At 67.7% G+C, this 14565-nt stretch carries 17 protein-coding genes; 13 read left to right on the top strand and 4 right to left on the bottom strand.

The annotated features are described in order from the left end of the window. Positions 1–117 precede the first annotated feature (117 nt). From coxB to HRV97_RS12940, 11 genes are all read left to right on the top strand, one after another. A complete protein-coding gene (coxB, locus tag HRV97_RS12990) occupies positions 118–1326 on the top strand; it encodes a cytochrome c oxidase subunit II (protein WP_174194688.1) in 1209 nt (402 codons plus the stop codon). 5 nt (positions 1327–1331) lie between these two features. Beyond that, positions 1332–2999, top strand: a complete 1668-nt coding sequence (gene ctaD, locus HRV97_RS12985; protein ID WP_174194687.1) for a cytochrome c oxidase subunit I — start codon at positions 1332–1334, stop codon at positions 2997–2999. A gap of 266 nt (positions 3000–3265) precedes the next feature. Next, a complete protein-coding gene (locus tag HRV97_RS12980; RefSeq protein ID WP_174194686.1) occupies positions 3266–3799 on the top strand; it encodes a L,D-transpeptidase family protein in 534 nt (177 codons plus the stop codon). Between the two features lie 160 nt (positions 3800–3959). Beyond that, positions 3960–4928: an alpha/beta fold hydrolase gene (locus HRV97_RS12975; RefSeq protein ID WP_174194685.1), complete on the top strand. Its 969-nt coding sequence runs from the start codon at positions 3960–3962 to the stop codon at positions 4926–4928. A 297-nt stretch (positions 4929–5225) separates the two neighbouring features. Further along, positions 5226–6119 (top strand): heme o synthase, encoded by an 894-nt coding sequence (locus HRV97_RS12970; RefSeq protein ID WP_174194684.1) that lies wholly within the window; start codon positions 5226–5228, stop codon positions 6117–6119. Then, positions 6116–6253: a hypothetical protein gene (locus tag HRV97_RS12965; RefSeq protein WP_174194683.1), complete on the top strand. Its 138-nt coding sequence runs from the start codon at positions 6116–6118 to the stop codon at positions 6251–6253. Before HRV97_RS12970 ends, HRV97_RS12965 begins: the two co-directional genes overlap by 4 nt. After that, positions 6250–6804, top strand: coding sequence for a cytochrome c oxidase assembly protein (locus HRV97_RS12960; RefSeq protein ID WP_174194682.1), 555 nt, complete (start codon positions 6250–6252; stop codon positions 6802–6804). Before HRV97_RS12965 ends, HRV97_RS12960 begins: the two co-directional genes overlap by 4 nt. 34 nt (positions 6805–6838) lie before the next feature. After that, entirely contained in the window at positions 6839–7750 is a 912-nt protein-coding gene (locus HRV97_RS12955; protein WP_174194681.1) for a cytochrome c oxidase subunit 3, read from the top strand. 100 nt (positions 7751–7850) lie between these two features. Next, a complete protein-coding gene (locus HRV97_RS12950) occupies positions 7851–8471 on the top strand; it encodes an SURF1 family cytochrome oxidase biogenesis protein (protein ID WP_174194680.1) in 621 nt (206 codons plus the stop codon). A gap of 17 nt (positions 8472–8488) precedes the next feature. After that, entirely contained in the window at positions 8489–9880 is a 1392-nt protein-coding gene (gene thrC / locus HRV97_RS12945) for a threonine synthase (protein WP_174194679.1), read from the top strand. Then, complete coding sequence (locus tag HRV97_RS12940; RefSeq protein WP_174194678.1) at positions 9877–10746, top strand: RsmD family RNA methyltransferase; 870 nt, start codon at positions 9877–9879, stop codon at positions 10744–10746. Before thrC ends, HRV97_RS12940 begins: the two co-directional genes overlap by 4 nt. A gap of 23 nt (positions 10747–10769) precedes the next feature. Here HRV97_RS12940 and HRV97_RS12935 read toward each other — a convergent pair whose 3' ends face one another. The 3 genes from HRV97_RS12935 to HRV97_RS12925 are packed head-to-tail and all read right to left on the bottom strand — an operon-like array spanning position 10770 to position 12399. Continuing rightward, positions 10770–11405 (bottom strand): heme exporter protein CcmB, encoded by a 636-nt coding sequence (locus HRV97_RS12935; protein WP_174194677.1) that lies wholly within the window; start codon positions 11403–11405, stop codon positions 10770–10772. Next, complete coding sequence (gene ccmA, locus HRV97_RS12930; RefSeq protein ID WP_246248712.1) at positions 11402–11980, bottom strand: heme ABC exporter ATP-binding protein CcmA; 579 nt, start codon at positions 11978–11980, stop codon at positions 11402–11404. The genes HRV97_RS12935 and ccmA overlap by 4 nt, the downstream gene beginning before the upstream one ends. Then, positions 11977–12399: a metallopeptidase family protein gene (locus HRV97_RS12925; RefSeq protein WP_246248711.1), complete on the bottom strand. Its 423-nt coding sequence runs from the start codon at positions 12397–12399 to the stop codon at positions 11977–11979. The genes ccmA and HRV97_RS12925 overlap by 4 nt, the downstream gene beginning before the upstream one ends. A gap of 40 nt (positions 12400–12439) precedes the next feature. On the opposite strand from HRV97_RS12925, the gene HRV97_RS12920 reads away from it, so the two are divergent. Both HRV97_RS12920 and HRV97_RS12915 read left to right on the top strand, forming a co-directional pair. Continuing rightward, positions 12440–12733 (top strand): 4a-hydroxytetrahydrobiopterin dehydratase, encoded by a 294-nt coding sequence (locus HRV97_RS12920; RefSeq protein ID WP_174194675.1) that lies wholly within the window; start codon positions 12440–12442, stop codon positions 12731–12733. Positions 12734–12837: 104 nt separating this feature from the next. Then, positions 12838–13779, top strand: a complete 942-nt coding sequence (locus tag HRV97_RS12915) for a hypothetical protein (protein ID WP_174194674.1) — start codon at positions 12838–12840, stop codon at positions 13777–13779. On the opposite strand, the gene HRV97_RS12910 is transcribed toward HRV97_RS12915, so the two are convergent. Continuing rightward, positions 13776–14561: an SDR family oxidoreductase gene (locus tag HRV97_RS12910; RefSeq protein ID WP_174194673.1), complete on the bottom strand. Its 786-nt coding sequence runs from the start codon at positions 14559–14561 to the stop codon at positions 13776–13778. The genes HRV97_RS12915 and HRV97_RS12910 overlap by 4 nt on opposite strands. Between the last annotated feature and the right edge of the window lie 4 nt (positions 14562–14565).

Raw genomic sequence — 14565 nt, 5'->3', positions numbered from 1 at the left:
CGCGCCCTCTTGAGGCATAAGGGGGCGGCGCGTATAGGCCAAGGTAATGGGCGACAATGCCCAATCGGTATCAGGGGGGGCACTCCCGTGCCACGACGCAGGGGTGATGGAAGCACGATGAACCGCTTGAAGACGATGATCTTGGCAGGCGGGCTCGCGCTCGCGGGCCTCGGGCTTGGAACGGGGGGCGGCGCACAGGCCCAGACGCCGCCAGCCGCGCCGGAGATTAAAGCCGCGCAGCCCGGCGTGCCGAGCGCACTGGAGCCGGCCAATGCGGTTGATCCCGCCGCGCCCAACCTCAACGCCGCGACGCCCGCCACGCTGGGTGAGAAAGCACCCGGCGCGATCGACCTAAAGCAGGACGGCGGGCCGGCGATGGTGATCGATCCGAAGATCGGCCAGCCGACCGACGGCGTGATGCGCATCCAGCCGCAGGTGACCAAGAACGGTCAGCGCGCGCACTGGTTTCACGACAAGATCTTGTTTCCGCTGATCACGATCACGTCGCTGTTCGTGCTGCTGCTGCTGGTGCTGGTGATCGTCCGCTTCCGCGCGGCGCGGAACCCGGTTCCGTCCAAGACCAGCCACAACACCTTCATCGAGGTGGTGTGGACGCTGGCCCCCGTGTTGATCCTGGTCGCGATCGCGGTGCCGTCGATCGGATTGCTCCAGGCGCAGTTCAAGCCCGCGCCGTCCGGGGCCGTGACGCTGAAGGCGATCGGCAACCAATGGTTCTGGAGCTACCAATATCCCGACCACGGCGGGATCGAGATCACCGCCAACCTGCTGAAAGAGCGCAGCGACGTGGCAAAGGGCGAGCGGTTCCGCACCGACGCAGACGGGCCCCGTCTGCTCGCCACCGACAACCGCGTCGTGCTGCCGGTCGGCGTGCCGATCCGCTTGATCACCACCGCCAACGACGTGATCCACAGCTGGGCGATGCCCGCGTTCTGGATCAAGCTGGATGCGATCCCGGGCCGGTTGAACGAGACGAGCTTCACCATCGACAAGCCGGGCGTGTATTTCGGCCAGTGCTCCGAACTGTGCGGCGCGCGTCACGCTTATATGCCGATCGCGGTCGAGGCGGTTCCCCCGGCGCAGTTCGCCGCCTGGGTCCGCGCTAAGGGCGGCACGATGCCGACGCCGGGCAAGGCATCCGACGCGCTGATCCCGCAGCCGGGTTCGGACAATTCGGCCACCGTCGCCTCGGAAGCGGCGATCGTCGACAATCTGACCGGTCCGACCGAGAACGGCACCGCCACTCCCCCCGTCATTCCGCAGGGCGCGACCGGTAATCCCGGCGGCGCCGGCGAATCTGGACGCTGAGCATCATGACCGACACCGCACTCCATCCGTCCGCCTTTCAGGCGCACGACGCGCATCATCACGACGCGCACGCCGACCACCTGCCCGGTTTCTTTACGCGGTGGTTCATGTCCACCAATCACAAGGACATCGGGACGCTGTACCTGATCTTCGCGATCGTGGCCGGCATCATCGGCGGCGCGATCTCGGGATTGATGCGCGCCGAGCTGCACCATCCGGGCATCCAGTACCTGCCGCAATGGGTGGCGATGCTGCACGGCGGGCAGGAGCAGACCTTCGATCAGGCGCTTCACCTGTGGAACGTGCTGGTGACCGCGCACGGCCTCATCATGGTGTTCTTCATGGTGATGCCCGCGATGGTCGGCGGGTTCGGCAATTGGTTCGTGCCGATCATGATCGGTGCGCCCGATATGGCGTTCCCGCGCATGAACAACGTGTCGTTCTGGCTGCTGGTGCCAGCGTTCATCCTGCTGCTCGCCTCACCGTTCTTCGGTGGTGCGGGCACCGGCTGGACGGTGTACGCGCCGCTTTCCACTTATGGTGAGCCGGGGCCGTCGGTCGACATGGCGATCCTGTCGCTCCACCTGGCGGGCGCGAGCTCGATCCTGGGCGCGATCAACTTCATCACCACCATCTTCAACATGCGCGCGCCGGGCATGACGCTGCACAAGATGCCGCTGTTCGCCTGGGCGATGCTGGTCACCGCGTTCCTGCTTCTGCTGGCGCTGCCGGTGCTGGCGGCCGCGATCACCATGCTGCTGACCGATCGTAACTTCGGCACCACCTTCTACGATCCCGCCGGCGGCGGCGATCCGGTGCTGTACCAGCATCTGTTCTGGTTCTTCGGCCACCCCGAAGTGTACATCATGATCCTGCCGGGCTTCGGCATCATCAGCCACATCGTCGCGACGTTCAGCCGCAAGCCGGTGTTCGGCTATCTCGGCATGGCCTACGCCATGGTCGCGATCGGCGTAGTCGGGTTCGTCGTGTGGGCGCACCACATGTTCACCACCGGCATGAGCGTGAACGTGAAGATGTACTTCACCGCCGCGACGATGGTGATCGCGGTGCCGACCGGCATCAAGATCTTCTCGTGGATCGCGACGATGTGGGGCGGCTCGCTTCGTTTCCCTACCCCGATGGTGTGGGCGATCGGGTTCATCTTCATGTTCACGGTCGGCGGCGTCACCGGCGTCGTGCTCGCCAACGGCGGCGTCGACGATTACATGCAGGACACCTATTACGTCGTCGCGCACTTCCACTACGTGTTGAGCCTGGGCGCGGTGTTCTCGCTGTTCGCGGGCTTCTATTACTGGTTCCCGAAGATGTCGGGTAAGATGTACTCGGAGGTGCTCGGCCAGTTGCACTTCTGGGTATTCTTCGTCGGCGTGAACATCCTGTTCTTCCCGATGCACTTCCTGGGGCTGCAGGGCATGCCGCGCCGCTACCCGGACTATCCGGACGGTTTCGCGCACTGGAACGCGGTCGCCTCGGTCGGGTACATGATCATGGCGGCTGGCATGGCGATCTTCTTCGTCAACATTATCTGGTCGCTGATCGCGGGCAAGAAGGCGCCCGGCAATCCGTGGGGCGAAGGTGCAACGACGCTGGAATGGACGCTCTCGAGCCCGCCGCCATTCCACCAGTTCGAGACGCTGCCCAAGATCGACTGATCGACGGCACGACTGACCAACCTTCAGAGCGCCCCGGTTCACGCCGGGGCGTTTTTGTTTGTGCTGCCGTCATCCTGAATTGATCCGGGATCCCGCTTCAAGGCTCCCGCAGCAGGAGGCAGCGGGACCCAGGATCAAGTCTGAGGTGACGCGAGGGAGTGGCCAAACGCGCAGCCCGCTGGTGAATACACGCGCGAAGCGTCCCGTGGCGAGACGTGGCAAAAGCGCCACTGGAACATGGACGGCGCCCGCGCGATCACGTCCTTATGATCCGCCTCGCCCTGCTCGCCTGCCTGCTGGCGATCCTGCCGCTCACGCCAGCCGCCGCGCGTCGGGTTCCGCAGCGCGCGGGCGGACCCGACGTGCACACGGTGCTCGACGTCGGCCACGCGCTCGAGCCGGGCGATTACGTGTGGGACGACGATGGCGCGCCCGCGGGACGCACCCATGTCGTCGTCGATGTCGCGCGGCGGCAGCTCTACGTCTATCGCGGCGGGGTGGAGATCGGGCGATCATTCGCGGTCGCTGGCCCGCCCGAGATGCCGACCCCGCTCGGTCGCTTCCCGATCCTGGAAAAGGACGCGGACAAATATTCGCGTAGCTACAATGCGCCGATGCCCTACGCGCTGCGGCTGACGCGCAGCTACGTCGCGATCCACGGCAGCAAGGTCGAGTGGGATTGGGTCACGCACGGCTGCATCGGCGTGCCGCTGCCGTTCGCGCGCATCCTGTTCCGCAACGTGCGCGTCGGTGACGATGTGCTGGTAACGCGCAATTGGCTGCCGGCCGCCTACGACTGAACAGGCGACACACGGTCGCAGGCGCTTGCTCATCGTCGCGCGTGCCCGAGGTCGCGAACGACGACCGATAACACGTGCGTAATGGCGCTCGGCACTGGCGCTCGACGCGTATCTGGGCTTCACTCGCCCGCGATACGACGACCGTTTGCAGGAGAGTGACGTGCCCGACTTTCGCATCATCGACACGGGCGAGGCACGGCTGCGAGTCGCAGTGGAGGGGTCGGGCCCGCTCGTGGTGATGGTCCACGGTTTTCCCGAGAGCTGGTATTCGTGGCGCCACCAGATGCCGGTGCTGGCAGAGGCCGGCTATACCGCCGCCGCGATCGACGTGCGCGGCTATGGCGAGTCGGACAAGCCAGCAGAGGTGGCGGCCTATTCGATGGAAGCGCTGACCGCCGACGTCACGGGCGTGGCGGACGCATTGCAGCCGGGTGTGCCAGCGATCCTGCTCGGCCATGACTGGGGCGCACCGATTGTGTGGAACACGATCCTGTCGCGGCCAGAGCGGTTCCGCGCGGTGGCAGCACTGTCGGTGCCGTTCGCAGGCGTCGCCAAGCGGCCGTTCAACGAGACGTTCCGCCGCGCCTTCACCGACAAAGGACGCTTCTTTTACCAGGAATGGTTCGCCGCGGTCGGCCCGGCGGAGGCCGAGGCGGAGCGTGACGTGCGCGATTTCCTGCGCAAATTCTACTACGCGATCTCCGGCGACGCGCCGGCGGGCACCTGGCCGGAGAAGCCGGCGGGCGCGACGTTGCTTGAGGGCATGGTCGATCCAGGCGTGATGCCGGCGTGGATGAGCGACGCCGACCTCACTTATTATGTCGCCGAATTCGAGGCGTCGGGCTTCTTCGGACCGCTCAGCCGGTATCGCAATCACGAGCGCGACTGGGCGTGGCAGCAGCAGTTCGCCAACCGCCGGATCGAGGCGCCCGCGTTGTTCATCGGCGGCAGCAAGGACCCGGCGACCAACGGCTTCGGTGCGATGGCCGATCCGATCGCCGTCATGCGGCCGCACGTGCCGAACGTCGAGGGGCATATTCTGGAAGGTGTCGGCCATTGGACGCAGCAGGAGCGGCCGGGTGAGGTCAACCAGTTGCTGCTCGACTGGCTCGCGCGGCTGCCGCGTTGAGGGTTGCTGGAGCGACGAGCGTTCTACGGTCAGCTTGCGTCGGGTTCTCTCGTCACCCCGGACTTGATCCGGGGTTCCGCTTTCTTGGACAGGGCAGGAAAAGCCAGCGGGATCCCGGACTAAGTCCGGGATGACGGTGACGGGTACGGTCGGCAATTGCTCTAGCTGGTCCCCGCGCGGCACAGTGTTCGGCTCGGCCCCTCTTTCAACTAGTTGCCGGCAGTGGGAGGGCTAGCCGTCCGCGTGAAAAGCGAGCCTTTCGCGCCGGGCCTGCGACAGGTATAGCGAGCCCACGCGATGAGCACCGCCCTTCCCCTGCTGCCGCCCGCCGACTGGCGCGATTTTCTGGCGCTGACCAAGCCGCGGGTCATGACGCTGGTCGTGTTCACCGGTCTGTGCGGCATGCTGGCCGCGCCGGTCGGGGTTCATCCGGTGATCGGTTTCACCGCGATCCTGTGCATCGCGCTTGGCGCCGGCGCGGCGGGTGCGCTCAACCAATGGTATGAGGCCGACATCGACGCGGTGATGAAGCGCACCGCCAAGCGGCCGCTGCCCGGCGGGCGGATGGACCGGCAGGCGGCGCTGCACTTCGGCGTCGGGCTGGCCGCTTTCTCGGTCATCCTGATGGGGCTGGCGGTGAACGTCGCCGCCGCCGCGATCCTGACCGTGTCGATCCTGTTCTACGTGCTGATCTACACCGTGTGGCTGAAGCGCCGCACGCCGCAGAACATCGTCATCGGTGGTGCGGCGGGCGCGTTCCCGCCGCTGATCGGCTGGGCCGCGGCGACCGGACAGGTTGCGACCCTGCCGGTGCTGTTGTTCGCGCTCGTGTTCCTGTGGACCCCGCCGCATTTCTGGGCGCTGGCGCTGTTCATCGAGTCCGATTACGCCATGGCTGGCGTGCCGATGCTGCCGGTGGTCGCGGGCGAGCGCGTCACGCGGCGCCAGGTGGGGCTGTACACGATCCCGATGGCTTTGGTCGCGATCGCACCCTGGCCGCTCGGGCTGACGGGTGCGTTCTACGGCGTGGCGGCGGTTGTGCTGACGGCGGTGTTCGGCGTGCTCGCCGCGCGCGTCGCGTTCGGGGCGAACACGCCCGCGATGAAGCCGGAGAAGCGCTTGTTCGCTTACTCCATCCTCTATCTCTTCGTGATCTTCGGCGCGTTGGTCGCCGATCGGTGGTTGGCATGACGCATGACGAACAGGAACTGATCCGCCGCCGGCAGAAGGGCCGCGCGATCGTGATGGCGCTGCTGCTGCTAGCGTTCGTCGCGCTGGTGTTTTTCATCACCATCGTGAAGATCAAGGAAGGCATGGCGCATTGATCCGCGCGCTTGCCCGGATTGATCGCCGGCTGCGCACCGCCTTGTTCGCGGTGGTCGGCATCTGCTTCATGGCCGGCGTCGCCTTTGCCAGCGTGCCGCTCTACCGCCTGTTCTGCGAGGCGACCGGGCTGAACGGCACCACCAACCGGGCACTGACCGCGCCGGGCGGGGTGCACCGAACGATCCGCGTCGCGTTCGACGCCAACACCAGCCCTAAGCTGCCGTGGCGTTTCACGCCTGAGCAGGAGGAGCAGGACGTCGATATCGGCGCGCGCGACATGGCGTTCTTCCAGGCGACCAACCGCGGTGCGCAAGCCGTCACCGGCACCGCGACCTACAACGTCACCCCGGCGATCGCGGGCAAGTATTTCACCAAGATCCAATGTTTCTGCTTCACGCAGCAGACGCTGAAACCCGGCGAGACGCAGCGGATGCCGGTGATCTACTTCGTCGACCCCAAGATCCTGACCGATCCCGACACCCGGGACGTCGAGACGATCACGCTGTCCTACACGTTTTACCCGGTGGATTCCGCCAAGACGCCGGGTTAAGGCGTCAAGAAACGCCTTTAGGGGGATGCCACGCATGGCCGGCGCGAAGAACCACGATTACCACATCCTTCCACCCAGCCCGTGGCCGCTCATCGGATCGATGATGTCGCTCGTCATGGCGACGGGTGGTATCATGTACATGCACCAGGCGACGGCGGGCGGTTGGGTGTTCCTGATCGGGCTGGCGGGCGTGCTGTTCACCATGTGGGGATGGTGGCACCAGGTGATCCGCGAAGCGCATGCGGGCGATCATACGCCGGTCGTCCAGCTCCATTTCCGTTACGGCATGATCCTGTTCATTGCCTCCGAAGTCATGTTCTTCGTCGGCTGGTTCTGGGCCTATTTCGATTTCGCCTTGTTCCCGACCGCGATGAGCATCGTCGACGGCCAGGTCGAGCGCGCGGCCGAAGGCGCTGCGGCGATCGCGGCGCAATGGCCGCCCAAGGGGCTAGAGGTCATCAACGCGTTCGAGCTGCCGCTGCTCAACACGCTGATCCTGCTGACCAGCGGCACGACGGTCACCTGGGCGCACCACGCGCTGATCCACAACCAGCGCGGCGGCGTGAAGCGCGGCGCATGGGGGCTGCTGGGTGTCGGCGACCGCGACGCGGTGCTAAAGGGACTGTGGCTGACGGTCGCGCTGGGCGTGCTGTTCAGCGGCATCCAGGCATATGAGTACATGCACGCGCCGTTCCCGTTCAAGGGCAACAATTACGGCGCAGCGTTCTTCATGGCGACCGGGTTCCACGGTTTCCACGTGCTGATCGGCACGATCTTCCTGATCGTCTGCCTGATCCGCGCCTATAAGGGCGACTTCACGCCCAAGCAGCATTTCGGGTTCGAGGCGGCGGCCTGGTACTGGCACTTCGTCGACGTGGTGTGGCTGTTCCTGTTCGTCACCATCTACGTCTGGGGCGGCTGGGGCGCGCCGGTTCACGGCGGCTGATCGGCGACGCATCGGTTTGAAAGGGGGGCGCGGTTCGGATGCGGACCGCGCCCCTTCTTCTTTGCGCGACGTGTGACGGGCGGCACGGTAAGACGTGCGGATGAAGCGCATTCCCCTCATTCCCACCATCGTCGTCGCGCTCGCGGTCATGGGCATGATCGCGCTGGGCGTGTGGCAGATCGCGGTGCGGCTGCCCGAGAAGGAAGCGTATCTGGCGCAGCTCGCGGGCAATCCGGCGAAGCCCGTGGTTGCGTTCCCCCGGGTGCCCGACGATCGACTGCTATTCCGCCGCTCAAGCATCTTCTGCCTGTCACCCGCCACGATCACGCGCGCCGGCGCGGGAAGCGCTGGGTTCCGGTTGATCGCGGCGTGCCGGACGGGCGCGGAGGGACCGGGCGTCAAGGTGCAGCTCGGCACCACGCGCGATCCGAACAAGCAGGTCGCGTGGGGCGGCGGCGCGGTCAGGGGCTGGATCAGCCACGCGCCGAGCGCACGGCCGCTGATCGCCGGGCTGTTCACCAACGCGCCGCAGGAGCTGCTGCTGGTCGCCGATCGGCCGGTCGCGGGATTGAACGCCAACACGCAGCCCGACATCGGCCTCGTGCCCAACAACCACCTGGCATACGGCGTGCAATGGTTCCTGTTCGCCGCGGTGGCCGCGATCATCTACGCGGTGGCGGTGCTCAGGCGGCGCGCGCCGGTTGCGGGGTCGCGAGCGTAAGGCTAGGCCGCAGCGCCATGCGCTACGTCAGCACGCGCGGCCAGGCGGCCGCACTCGACTTTCGCGAGGTCACGCTCGCCGGGCTCGCCAGCGACGGCGGGTTGTACGTGCCGGAGGCGTGGCCGACGTTCAGCCAAGACGAGATCGCCGCGCTCGCCGGCCTGTCGTACGTCGATACGGCGGTTGCAGTGATGATGCCGTTCGTCGGAACCACGATGACGCGCGACGAGCTGCACGCGCTGTGCGAACAGGCGTACGGCGGCTTCTCGCACGCCGCGGTCACCCCGTTGGTGCAGCTCGATCACGACCGATGGCTGCTGGAGCTGTTCCACGGCCCCACGCTCGCGTTCAAGGACGTGGCGTTGCAGTTGCTGGGATTGCTGTTTGAGCGGTTCCTCACGGGATCGAGCGATCACCTGACGATCGTCGGCGCGACCAGCGGCGATACCGGATCGGCGGCGATCGACGCGGTGGCGGGACGGGCGAACGTCGACATCTTCATGCTCCATCCCGACGGGCGCGTCAGCGACGTGCAGCGGCGGCAGATGACGACGGTGGGCGCACCCAACGTCCACAATATCGCGATCCGCGGCGACTTCGACCAGGCGCAGGCGCTGGTGAAGGCGATGTTCAACGATCCGGCCTTCTCTAGTCGTTTCCGCCTGTCGGCGGTCAACTCGATCAATTGGGCGCGGTTGATGGCGCAGGTGGTCTATTATTTCTACGCCGCGGTGCGGTTGCGCGCGCCGGAGCGCGCGGTCGCGTTCAGCGTGCCGACGGGCAATTTCGGTGATGTGTTCGCCGGCTATGTCGCGACGAAGATGGGGTTGCCGGTCGCGAAGCTGGTCGTCGCGACCAACGTCAACGACATCCTGGCGCGCGCGCTGACGACCGGCGATTATTCGAGCCGGCAGGTGGTACAAACGCCGACGCCGTCGATGGACATTCAGGTGTCGAGCAATTTCGAGCGGTTGCTGTTCGATCTCGGCAATCGCGACGGTGACGCGATTGCAGCGCAGATGCGCGGGTTCGAGGGCAGTCGCGCGATGCGGTTGACCAACGCGCAGTCGCAAGACGCGGCCGGGCTGTTCAAGGCCGAGCGCGTCGATCTGGACGACATGGCGCTGGCGATGCGCTGGGCACACGAGCATGCCGGCCAGGTGATCGATCCGCACACGGGGATCGCGCTCGCCGCCGCACGTCGCCACGCAGGGAATGCGCCGGTAGTGACGCTGGCGACGGCGCACCCGGCGAAGTTTGGCGACGCGGTGGAACGCGCTACCGGTACACGCCCGAACCTGCCGGCGCGCGTCGGCGATTTGTTCGAGCGTGAGGAGCGGTTCGACGTGCTCGACGCCAGCTACGCCGCGGTGAGCGGCTATATCGCCGAGCGCGCGGTCGCCCGATGAAGCTCGACACGCTGATCGGGGAGCCGTGGGGCGATTACGGGCTGATCGACTCAGGTCACGGCCGCAAGCTGGAACGCTACGGCCGTTATCGCTTCATCCGCCCCGAGCCGCAGGCATTGTGGGCACCCGCGAGCGCGGACTGGGATGCGCACGGCGAGTTCGTGCCGGGCAGCGACGAGGATGGTGGCGGCCAATGGCGCTTCAACAAGCGCGTGCCGGCGGACGGCTGGACGCTGGAATGGCACGAAGCGCGCTTCGTCGCGCAGAACACGCCGTTCCGCCACCTCGGCTTCTTCCCCGACATGGCGCCGGTGTGGGTGTGGATGCGGGAGCAGTTGAAGGATGCGGACGCGCCGGAGTGCATGAACCTGTTCGGCTACACCGGGGTCGGCACGCTTGCCTTGTCGTCGATCGGTGCGCGGATGGTGCACGTGGACGCATCCAAGAAATCGGTCGAGGCGGCGCGCCACAATGCGGCGCTGTCGGGGCTGTCCGACGCGCCGACGCGGTGGATCATCGACGACGCGTCGAAGTTCATCGCGCGCGAGGTCCGGCGCGGGCGGCGCTATGACGGGATCCTGCTCGACCCGCCCAAATACGGGCGCGGGCCGACTGGTGAGGTGTGGCGGCTGGAAGAAGATCTGCCGCGGCTGATCGCCGACTGCCGCCAGTTGCTCGATGCCGATTCGCGCTACCTGTTCCTGACCGTCTACGCGGTGCGCATGTCGGCGCTGGCGATCGGCGAGATGCTGCGCCAGGCGTTCGCCGATCTGCCGGGTCAAATCGAGGCGGGTGAGCTGGCGGTGCGCGAGGAAGCGCGCGGATTGACGCTGCCGACCGCGATCTGGGCACGTTGGAGCCGCTGAGTTAGCCCGCAGGGCGAAAGCAGTCACTCCATCGCCGCGCGGATCGCCGCGCCGGCGACGAACGGCGCACCGGCGGCGAGCAGCAGGCTGGTGGCGGCGAGCAGTTTGAGCCCCCCTGCCCCCCCGGTGATCGCGCCCGCACCGAAGATCAGCAACGGCACCGCGAGCGGCAGCATGACGAGCCCGGCGACCGCGCCGCCGCCGCGCGCGGCGGCGACCAGCGCGCCCGTCGCCACCGCCAGCGCGGCGAGCCCCGGCGTGCCGAGCAGCAGCCCCGCCTCGACCATCGCCAGCGTCCCGCCGCTCAGGTCGAGCAAGCCGCCCGCGATCACCGCGGCGAGCATCAAGGGTGGCGCGAAGGAAAGCCAGTGCGCGAGCATCTTCGCCGCCGCCACCGCCGCCATCGACCAGCCGCGCGTGGCGAGTTGGTCGAGCATACCCGCATCGAGGTCGGGCGCGACCAGCCGCTCGATCGGCATCAGCGCGGCGAGCAGTGCTGCGGCCCAGATCACCCCGCCGCCGACACGCGCGAGCAGCGCAGCGTCGGGCCCGATCGCGAATGGGAACAGGATCGCGACCAGCAGGAAAAAGGCGACCACCAGCGTCGCGCCGCCGCCGCTATAGCCCAGTCGCACGTCGCGCCAGACGAGCGCGATCACAGCCGCACCTGCTGCGCATTGGACAAAGCGAGCGGCTGGTGCGTCGCCGCCACGACGATCCCACCGCCGGCGCGGTGCCGCGCGATCAGCGTCGTCAGCCGCTCCACCGCGCCCACGTCGAGCGCGTTGCCGGGTTCGTCGAGCAACCACAGCGCAGCACCGCTCGCCACCACGCGCGCCAGCGCCGCGCGCCGCCGCTGACCGGCAGACAGCAGCCGGACGGGCACGTCGGCGAGATCGGCGAGCGCGACGTCCGCCAGCGCGGCGGCGACGCGCGTGGCGGGATCGGGTCGACCGTCGAGCCTGGCCCAGAAGCGCAGCGCCGATTGTAGCGTCAGAGCACGGTCGAGCGCGGGCGCCTCGTCCATCAAGGCGACGCCACCCGCCGGTCGCGTGATGCTGCCCTCATCCACGCGACCGAGCCCGGCAAGCACGCGTAGCAGGCTCGACTTGCCGACGCCGTTGGGACCGGTGACGAGCACCGCCTCGCCTACTCGCGCGGTGAAGCTCACGGGCTCGAACCGCCGCTCGCCGCGCGCGACGACGAGGCGATCGACGACCAGCGCCTCGCTCAATCCGCCACCGCATCTTCGAGCGCGTGCATGTCGTCGTCGCTGAGGCCGAAATGGTGGCCGATCTCGTGCACCGTGACGTGCGCGATCAGATCGTCGAGCCGCACGCCCGTCTCGCACCATTCGGCGAGGATCGCCTGACGGTAGAGGTGGATGCGATCGGGCAGCGCGCCGCTCTCAAACGCCGATTTCTCGCCCAACGGACGCCCGACATACACGCCGGTCAGCTCGAGCGGATGGTCGAGCCCGACGCTTTCCAGCATCTCGGCATCGGCCTCTTCCTCGACCAGCAGCACCACGTCGCTCAGATGCTGTCGGAAGTCGGCCGGCAGCTGCGCGATCACGCGCAGCGCGTGCGCGTGAATCGCGTCGGCGGACGGCGCCGCGCCCATCAGCTCTTGCCGCTCCATCACGCTCGCCATAGTCGTGACCCTGTTGGGGCGGCAAGCAGGGAGACGGTGCATGATCGAGCAGTTGAGCGAGGCCGAGCGCGCCGATGCCCTCGACGGGCTGCCCGAATGGGATTTCGAGGAGGCGCGCGACGCGATTACGCGCACGATCGTGTTCACCGACTTCGCCGAAGCGTTCGGATTCATGACGCAGGTCGCGCTGCTCGCCGAGCGCGCCGATCACCACCCGGAATGGAAGAACGTCTACAATCGCGTCGAAATCCTGCTGACGACGCATGATGCGGGCGGGCTGTCGTCGCGCGACGTCGAGCTCGCCGGAGCGATCGACGACATCCTGGGTGGGTGAACGGCGGCGCTTGACGCGCGATCGCAGCTAACCAACGATCGCTAACGAGTCGTCAACCATGTCGCGCGGTACGGGGCCGCGCGCGGCGGCGCGGGGGATGATCGATGGCCGGCCTGTCAGCCACGCGTGCGCGACGCGCCATCGGTGTCATCATCCTTGGCACGATGTCGTTGTTTTCGCTCGCGAACCAGACCGCGGCGCGGGTGCGCGAGCCATTGCCGGCTCCCGCCGCACTGGTGCCGGTGGCGACCGTGCTGAACGAGGTAAAGTGCGATTACCTCGACTTCGCTTACTCCGACTACGCGCGGCAGCAGCGACTGCCGCTCGGCAAGGTACGCGGCACGTTGCGGCTGTCGCTGTCCCGCATCGGGACGGCGGCCACGCTCGGCGTGCCGGTCGCGCCGTCCGACCTGCGGCTCGATGATGCGGCGGCGCCGATCGTGGCGCGCGACAACGGCCTGACGGTGTCGTTCGACCTGGATCCGGCACTCGCACTCGATCCCGCGGGTGCGAAGCTCGATTGCGCGGCGCCCAAGCGGCTGGCGCGCACCATCCTGGATTTCACCGATCTGGCGGCGCAGTTCGCCGACGCCCGGCGCGTCGCACCGGGGCTGCGCTCGCCGATCCGCTACCAGGGGCAATTCTTCCTGCGCCGCGGTCCCGGTGGGGTCGACGTCGTATTGGTGAGGGTCGATCCGGCGCGGGTCGGGCGCGATCTGGTGTATCTGCAATCGTTCGACGTGACGATCGAGACCGGTGCTGCCTCATGGTTCGCCGATGTCGGCCCCGCCACCGCGGAGCCGCGTCCCCTGCCCGCGGCGCCCGCACCGGGGGCCGCCGCCCCGATGGTGGCGTCGCGCGTCGAGCGGCGTGACGTTCCTGCGACTGGCCCGGGGACCGCGCCGCGCATCGAATTGCGTGACATTCCGGCGGTCACCCCGGCGACACGGCGCGGCCTTCGCGTGCCCACCGCGCCGCGCCCGGCGGGTGCGCCGCCAGCGCGCCGCTGCGTTTCCGACGCGAGCGGCGAACTCGCCTGCTATTAACGCCCGAGCGCGCGCGTCTTCATCATCCGGCGGACGCGTCCGGGCATCCAGCGCGCGGCAAAGGTCAGCCGCCGCGCGGTCGGACCGATCACCGCGTGCACTTTGTCGCTGTGCACCGCGTTCCACGCCGCCTCAGCCACTGCCTCGACCGGCGTGAACTCCAGCTTGGCCGCGACCACCGCCTCGCGCACGCTGCGATTGGTGCCGGGCAGCCCGGTGTTGAGGAGCGCAGTGTCGACGAAGCCGGGCATCAGGCTGCGCACCTTGATACCCTCCGCCGCCCATTCGGCGTCTAACGCCTCGGTCAGCCCGCGCACCGCGAACTTGGTCGCCGAATAGGCCGCGAGCCCGGCCGAGCCGTAGATCGCGCTCGCAGAGGCGGTGTTGAGCAGGCACGATCCCGGCGTTGCCTTCAAATACGGATAGGCCATGCGCGCGCCGTAGGCGACGCCGCGAAAGTTGATGTCAATCACGCGGTCGAGCGCGTCGAGCGACAGCTCGCCGAACGGCCCGCCGAGCGCGATACCGGCGTTGTTGAACAACACGTCGAGCCGACCACCGCTTGAAGACGCAAACTCGTCGAGCAGATGCTCCCATTCGCTGGGATCACGCACGTCCATCTGGTGCGTGGTGGTGCGCTCTGAGGGCAACAGCGCGGCGGTGTCGCGCAGGCCGCCGCGATCGACGTCGGCGAGCCCGACGCGCCAGCCGTGCCCCGCGAACAATTGCGCCACCGCGCGCCCGATGCCCGAACCGCCGCCGGTGATCAGGATCGCCTGCATCCAC

It is taken from the genome of Sphingomonas hominis (assembly GCF_013328205.1).
GTDB classification, from domain to species: Bacteria; Pseudomonadota; Alphaproteobacteria; order Sphingomonadales; family Sphingomonadaceae; genus Sphingomonas; species Sphingomonas hominis.
Note: the sequence above shows the minus strand (reverse complement) of the source record. Positions and strands in the feature narration are given on the sequence as shown.

Bases quoted from the DNA above. Each gene is read 5' to 3' on its own strand.
- coxB (WP_174194688.1), top strand. From the start codon at position 118: ATGAACCGCTTGAAGACGATGATCTTGGCAGGCGGGCTCGCGCTCGCG.
- ctaD (WP_174194687.1), top strand. From the start codon at position 1,332: ATGACCGACACCGCACTCCATCCGTCCGCCTTTCAGGCGCACGACGCG.
- HRV97_RS12980 (WP_174194686.1), top strand. From the start codon at position 3,266: ATGATCCGCCTCGCCCTGCTCGCCTGCCTGCTGGCGATCCTGCCGCTC.
- HRV97_RS12970 (WP_174194684.1), top strand. From the start codon at position 5,226: ATGAGCACCGCCCTTCCCCTGCTGCCGCCCGCCGACTGGCGCGATTTT.
- HRV97_RS12965 (WP_174194683.1), top strand. From the start codon at position 6,116: ATGACGCATGACGAACAGGAACTGATCCGCCGCCGGCAGAAGGGCCGC.
- HRV97_RS12955 (WP_174194681.1), top strand. From the start codon at position 6,839: ATGGCCGGCGCGAAGAACCACGATTACCACATCCTTCCACCCAGCCCG.
- HRV97_RS12950 (WP_174194680.1), top strand. From the start codon at position 7,851: ATGAAGCGCATTCCCCTCATTCCCACCATCGTCGTCGCGCTCGCGGTC.
- thrC (WP_174194679.1), top strand. From the start codon at position 8,489: ATGCGCTACGTCAGCACGCGCGGCCAGGCGGCCGCACTCGACTTTCGC.
- HRV97_RS12940 (WP_174194678.1), top strand. From the start codon at position 9,877: ATGAAGCTCGACACGCTGATCGGGGAGCCGTGGGGCGATTACGGGCTG.
- HRV97_RS12925 (WP_246248711.1), bottom strand. From the start codon at position 12,399: ATGGCGAGCGTGATGGAGCGGCAAGAGCTGATGGGCGCGGCGCCGTCC.
- HRV97_RS12920 (WP_174194675.1), top strand. From the start codon at position 12,440: ATGATCGAGCAGTTGAGCGAGGCCGAGCGCGCCGATGCCCTCGACGGG.
- HRV97_RS12915 (WP_174194674.1), top strand. From the start codon at position 12,838: ATGGCCGGCCTGTCAGCCACGCGTGCGCGACGCGCCATCGGTGTCATC.
- HRV97_RS12910 (WP_174194673.1), bottom strand. From the start codon at position 14,561: ATGCAGGCGATCCTGATCACCGGCGGCGGTTCGGGCATCGGGCGCGCG.